This is a genomic window from Pseudorhodoplanes sp., from assembly GCF_035565795.1.
GTDB lineage: Bacteria > Pseudomonadota > Alphaproteobacteria > Rhizobiales > Xanthobacteraceae > Pseudorhodoplanes.
In genome coordinates this window covers 1-5,533 of sequence record NZ_DATMRV010000202.1, presented here as the reverse complement: position 1 = coordinate 5,533, position 5,533 = coordinate 1, and the positions used below count along the sequence as shown (strand labels likewise).

General features: G+C 63.3%; 7 protein-coding genes and 1 pseudogene. 3 read left to right on the top strand and 5 right to left on the bottom strand.

What is annotated here, in order from left to right; all coding sequences use genetic code 11:
• Both coaA and VNZ93_RS17975 read right to left on the bottom strand, forming a co-directional pair.
• Positions 1 to 869, bottom strand: an 869-nt coding sequence (gene coaA / locus VNZ93_RS17980) for a type I pantothenate kinase (RefSeq protein ID WP_325708197.1), incomplete at its 3' end; no start/stop codon positions are given.
• An 8-nt stretch (positions 870 to 877) separates the two neighbouring features.
• Positions 878 to 1,228 (bottom strand): phosphoribosyl-ATP diphosphatase, encoded by a 351-nt coding sequence (locus tag VNZ93_RS17975; RefSeq protein WP_325708194.1) that lies wholly within the window; start codon positions 1,226 to 1,228, stop codon positions 878 to 880.
• A 247-nt stretch (positions 1,229 to 1,475) separates the two neighbouring features.
• Between VNZ93_RS17975 and VNZ93_RS17970 the strand changes: the two genes are divergently transcribed.
• From VNZ93_RS17970 to VNZ93_RS17960, 3 genes are all read left to right on the top strand, one after another.
• On the top strand, positions 1,476 to 2,252 hold the full coding sequence (locus tag VNZ93_RS17970; RefSeq protein ID WP_325708191.1) for an alpha/beta hydrolase: 777 nt from the start codon (positions 1,476 to 1,478) through the stop codon (positions 2,250 to 2,252).
• A 50-nt stretch (positions 2,253 to 2,302) separates the two neighbouring features.
• The gene (locus tag VNZ93_RS17965) at positions 2,303 to 2,944 is read left to right on the top strand and encodes a LysE family translocator (RefSeq protein WP_325708188.1); all 642 of its coding nucleotides are present in this window, start codon (positions 2,303 to 2,305) and stop codon (positions 2,942 to 2,944) included.
• A 132-nt stretch (positions 2,945 to 3,076) separates the two neighbouring features.
• Positions 3,077 to 4,036 (top strand): tripartite tricarboxylate transporter substrate binding protein, encoded by a 960-nt coding sequence (locus VNZ93_RS17960; protein ID WP_325708199.1) that lies wholly within the window; start codon positions 3,077 to 3,079, stop codon positions 4,034 to 4,036.
• A gap of 103 nt (positions 4,037 to 4,139) precedes the next feature.
• Here the strand turns inward: VNZ93_RS17960 and VNZ93_RS17955 are convergent, their stop codons facing one another.
• From VNZ93_RS17955 to VNZ93_RS17945, 3 genes and pseudogenes are all read right to left on the bottom strand, one after another.
• On the bottom strand, positions 4,140 to 4,766 hold the full coding sequence (locus VNZ93_RS17955) for a hypothetical protein (protein ID WP_325708185.1): 627 nt from the start codon (positions 4,764 to 4,766) through the stop codon (positions 4,140 to 4,142).
• Entirely contained in the window at positions 4,763 to 5,212 is a 450-nt protein-coding gene (locus VNZ93_RS17950; RefSeq protein ID WP_325708182.1) for a hypothetical protein, read from the bottom strand. The genes VNZ93_RS17955 and VNZ93_RS17950 overlap by 4 nt, the downstream gene beginning before the upstream one ends.
• 147 nt (positions 5,213 to 5,359) lie before the next feature.
• Positions 5,360 to 5,533 (bottom strand): annotated as a pseudogene (locus VNZ93_RS17945) (23S rRNA (adenine(2503)-C(2))-methyltransferase RlmN); the annotation flags it as partial.

Sequence of the window (5,533 nt, the reverse complement as noted above, 5' to 3'; positions counted from 1 at the left end):
ATATTCTCGCGCAGATTGACGAGATTGATCCGGCTCCAGATGCTTTTTGCGGTCGCGACCGCCTCCGAATCCGAGAGCCGCGAATAGCGATGGAAATACGACATCGGATCGCGGAACGCCGTCAGGCGCAGCGCAAGGAAGCGATCGACATACCAACGCTCCAGCACCTCTTCGGACGCATCGATATAGACGGAGAAGTCGAAGAAGTCGGACACGAACGGGACCGCCTTGCCGTCCTTCGGCAACCGTCCGGCCTGCAGCACGTTGAGCCCTTCGACGATCAGGATGTCCGGCCGGTCGATCTCGATCCATTCATGCGGAACGACGTCATAGACGATGTGTGAATAGATCGGCGCACGCATCGGCCGCCGGCCCGCCTTGATGCCGGAGAGAAAGCGCAGCAATTCCGGAAGATCGTAGCTCTCGGGAAAGCCCTTCTTTTCCATCAGGCCTTCGCGTTCCAGTACGGCATTCGGCAGCAGGAAGCCGTCGGTGGTGACGAGATCGACCTTCGGCGTATTCGGCCAACGTGCGAGCAGCGCCTGCAGCACGCGGGCGGTGGTCGATTTGCCGACCGCAACCGAACCCGCGACGCCGATGATGTAGGGCACCTTGGAGTCTTCGGTGCCGAGGAAGCTCTGCTGCACGCGGAACAGCCGCTGCGACGCGGCGACATACATCGACAGAAGGCGCGACAGCGGAAGATAGATCTCCTCGACCTCCTTCATGTCGAGACGATCGTGCATCGAACGCAGCGTCGCGACCTCCTCGGGATTGAGGGTCATCGGCGTGTCGGCGCGCAATGCCGCCCAGTCCGCGCGGCTGAATGCGCGATACGGGGAGACTTCGGGCTCGGTTCGCTGTTCCATGGCGACCATTACAAGTCCGGAGGGCGGCGATCGGGCGTGCGCGATGCCTTTTCCGCAAGCCCGGATTGCCCGGACCGCTTGGCGAGTACCGCCTCAACCTCGGCAAGCTCGATGCCCCGCGCCTGCAGAACGACAAGCAGGTGATAGAGCAGATCGGCCGCTTCGCCGATCACGCGGTCGCGGTCCTCGCTCACCGCCGCGAGTGCCGTTTCCACCGCCTCCTCGCCGAGCTTCTTGGCGCAATGCTCGACGCCCCGGTCCAGCAGCTTGCGCGTATAGGACACGTCGGCACTGGCCGCCGCGCGCTGTTTCACGATCACGGCGAGTTCGGAAAGGGTGAAGGGGGTCTCAAGGGCCACAGGCTACTCACTCACTGCATATTTGCGCTTGGGCCGACGCCGCAAACTCGGTCAGCGCCCTCTCCCCCCTGGGGAGAGGGCTGGGGTAGGCACCCCCAACCGACCTCGCTCCGCTCGGTCGACCTCTCCCCCCGAGGGGAGAGGTCATCGGAGAGACCTTTAGCACACCACGCAACAAATCCCATCGGCATGCCACACCTTGGCTCCGCCCTCGCGCCGCGTTAACCCTAGGCGGCTGGAGGCCCCCTTGCCGTATCACGAGAGCTTCGAAACCGTCGCGGGCTGCCGGACTCGCATCATGCGCGGCGGCAGCGGCGATCCGCTGCTGTTCCTGCATGGCGCGCGCGGCGCGTCGACCTGGCTGCCGTTCTTCGAGACGATGTCGCAGAGCTTCGACCTCATCGTCCCGGAACATCCAGGCTTCGGCGGCTCGGATACGCCGGACTGGCTCGATAACGTCGGCGACCTCGCCTATTTCTATCTCGACCTGATCGAGACACTGAAACTGCCGCGCCTCCATCTCGCCGGGGTGTCGCTCGGCGGCTGGATCGCGTCGGAGATCGCGATCCGCAATCAGACTACGCTCAGGACGCTGACGCTGCTCTGCGCCGCAGGGCTTCACCTGCCGGATGTCGCCAAGGGCGACATCTTCATGTGGTCACGCGAAGAATTCACGCGCAACATCTTCCACGATCCGAAGGTCGCTGCGGCGATGCTGGCGCAAACGCCAAGCGACGACGAACTCGCCATCGAGAGAAAGAACCGCCTCACCACCGCAAAGCTCGGCTGGAATCCGCGGCTCTACAATCCCGACCTACACAAATGGCTGCACCGGATCACGGTGCCGACGCTGATCGTGTGGGGCGACGACGACAAGGTGTTCCCACTGCCCTATGGCGAGGCCTATCAGAAGCTCATACCCGGCTCGCAGCTGGAGGTGCTGAAAGACACCGGCCATACGCTGCAGATCGAACGGCCCGGCGAACTGGCGGCGCTGATGACGCGGTTCCTCGCACGGAACTGACCTGACGCAGAACCGGCCTGGCGCAGAACCGACCTGATACGCGAGCTGACATGAGCGTCCTTCCCGAACCCGCCATCCTCGCCGCGTTCATCGCGGCCTCTCTCATTCTCATCATCACGCCTGGCCCGGACATGACCCTGTTCCTCGGCCAGACCATCAATGGCGGACGTGCACGCGGTTTCGCCTCGATGTTCGGCGCAACCGCAGGGCTGCTGGTGCATTCGATGCTGGCGGCGTTCGGGCTCTCGGCCTTGCTCGTTGCCTCGGCCACCGCCTTCACGGCGATCAAGATCGCAGGCGCAGGCTATCTCCTATGGCTCGCGGTACAGGCGATCCGTCACGGCTCGTCGCTGTCGCTCAGGTCGGGCAAGTCGGTGCGCACAAGCCTGTATCGCGCCTTTGCGATGGGCTTTGGCGTCGACATGCTCAATCCGAAGATCGTGATGTTCTTCCTGACCTTCCTGCCGCAATTCGTTTCGGCTTCCGATCCGGAGGCGCCGGCCAAGCTTCTGACCCTCGGGCTGCTGTACACGCTGCTCACCCCGCCGATCTGCGCGCCGATGATCCTCGGCGCGGAACGCTTCGCAGCGGCGATGCGCAATTCCCCGCGGCTGATGCGCGCGTTCGACTGGTCCTTCGCCGGCCTGATGAGCGCCTTCGCGGCCCGGCTGTTGTTTGCACGGGCGAACTAGCCCGAAGTCCTCTCAAATTCGTCATGCCCGGCCTTGTGCCGGGCGTCCACGTCTTGCTTAATAGCCAAAAGCACAAAGACATGAATGGCCGGATCAAGCCGGCCATGACTGGGAGGAGAATCCGTGCGCAAGATCGCTTGTCTCGCCGCCGTGGCTGCACTGGCTGTGCTCGCCCTGCCTGCACACGCGCAGGATTTCCCGACAAAGCCCATCAAGCTGATCGTGCCATTCCCGCCGGGTGGACCGAACGACATCATCGCGCGCGTGGTCGGATCGAAAATGTCCGAACTGCTCGGCCAGCCGGTGGTGATCGACAATCGCGGCGGGGCCGGCGGCGTGCTTGGCACCGATGCCGTTGCGAAGGCCGAGCCGGACGGCCACACCATCGCGATCACAAGCGCCGGCGCGCTCGCGATCTCGAAAAGCCTGCAGGAGAAGCTGCCCTACGACACGCTGAAGGATCTGAAGCCGGTCACGCTCGTCGCCAAGGTGCCCGAGCTGCTGGTGGTCGCGACCAATGTGCCGGCAGGTTCGATGAAGGAATTGCTCGCGCTCGCAAAGGAAAAGCCAGGCCAGCTCAATTTCGCCTCGACCGGTCCCGGATCGATGCCGCATCTTGCCGGCGAATTGTTCAAGAGCGCGGCGGCGATCGACATCGTGCACGTGCCCTACAAGGGCGCGGCGCCTGCGGTGAACGACATCATCGGCAATCAGGTGCACATGGTGTTTCTCGACCTTCCGGTACTGCTGCCGCAGGTCAAGGCCGGCAAGGTCAAGCCGATCGCACTCGGCACCACCGCGCGGGTACCGTCGCTGCCCGATGTGCCGACCACTGGCGAAGTCGGGCTGCCGCAGATCCAGGCGGAGAACTGGTACGGCATGGTGGCGCCGGCCGGCACGCCGTCCGCGGTAATCGCGAAGCTGTACAAGGCCGCGGCCGACGCGCTGAAAAGCGCGGAGGTGCGCGAGAAGCTTGCGCCGCAGGGCGCTATTCTTGTCGGCAATACCCCGGAGGAATTCGCCGCCTATATCCGCAGCGAAACCGACAAGTGGGGCAAGGTGGCAAAGAACGCCGGCATCAAGCCGAATTGAGCCAGGCCCTTATCGCGTTCATCCCCGCGAAAGCGGGGACCCGGTGCATGCAATCTGGAATCCCGCTTTCGCGCGAATGAACGGAGGATGCGCGGACCGGCTCTTACCCCGCCGGCTTGAAGACGGCCTGCAGCAAGAGATGCGTCGGCCAATAAACCGCTATCGGGAGGCCGAAGAACAACATCGCGAACCACGCATTCGGTGACATCCAGGTCTGCGGCTTCCGGTCGTCGAAGCCCCAGACCATGTTGATGTTCACCGGCGTCATGCCGGGATCGGGCTGCGCCGGCGGCATCAGCCCGTAGCAGATTGGCAGCACGATGCAGGACACAGCGGTCCAGGCCCAGAACGCGCGGCTGTCATAGCCCATCTCCCACACGAGATAGACGAGCAGAAACGGCAGCCAGCCGTGGAACAGCGACAGTCCGCGCAGGAAAGGTGAGCGCTCCTTGTCGAACATGTAGTCGGTCAGGCCGGTGGTCTTCTTTCCGAACAGATTGAAAATGTAGTCGATCACCCACAGCGTCTGCGGCAGCAGAAGCCCAACCGCGCACATCGAGATCAGAAGTGGGCTGTCCAGCCAGAGCCCGGCCAGTGTGAACAGCAGCGCGATATCGCAGAAATACAGAAAGTTCGTCGGCCCGTAGCGATACAGATAAACCGGGATCAGCACCGCCATGAAGGCGGTGTAGGACAGCGTGACGACAAGCGGGATCTGCAACGCGGTCACGTCGCCGCGTAAGGATCTTTCCAGCGCCCCGCCTTGCGACCCGCAAGCAACCAGTAGACGAAGCCGCCGATGATGCCCGCCGCCGCAACCAGTTGCAGGCCATAGGTGACCGGCGACAGATCGGTGGTGTTTTCAAGCTGCGGCGAAATATCGGACATGTACCAGGCGATGGCGCCGATCAGCGCGCCGCCGATCGCGTAGTAGAAGATCGAGCGAAGATCGAAGGTCTCCGCAATCGCGATCAGGATGACCGAGGGGATAAAGGCGGTGGCGCCCACGAAGCTGGTCGAAAAGAATGCGATCGCGAAGAACGCAAACTTCTCGATCGGGTCGGAGCTCATGGTCACGAGTTCCGGTGCCATGATGCCAATGGCCAGCGCGATGCCGGCGGCCAGAAGTGCAAAGATGAGCGAAAACAGGATGACGAAAAAGCGGGTGATGAACATTGGCGGCGCGGCCCCCACGAATCTTCGTTCTGTTTAGAGCAAGATCGCGCCCAAATGAACCGTCACCCCCGGGCATGGCCGTTAGGCAACAGACATGGATGCCCGGCACAAGGCCGGGCATAACGGTGCCGCGGAACTGAGCGGGGACTAGTCCGTCATCGACATGGCGCGCAGGGCCATGCGCTCGCGGGCCGAGAGCTTCTCGGTCTCGCTCTTGAGCTGGCCGCAGGCGGCCAGAATGTCACGACCGCGCGGGGTGCGCACCGGCGAGGCATAGCCCGCATTGAACACCACCTCGGAAAACTTCTCGATCTGCTCCCA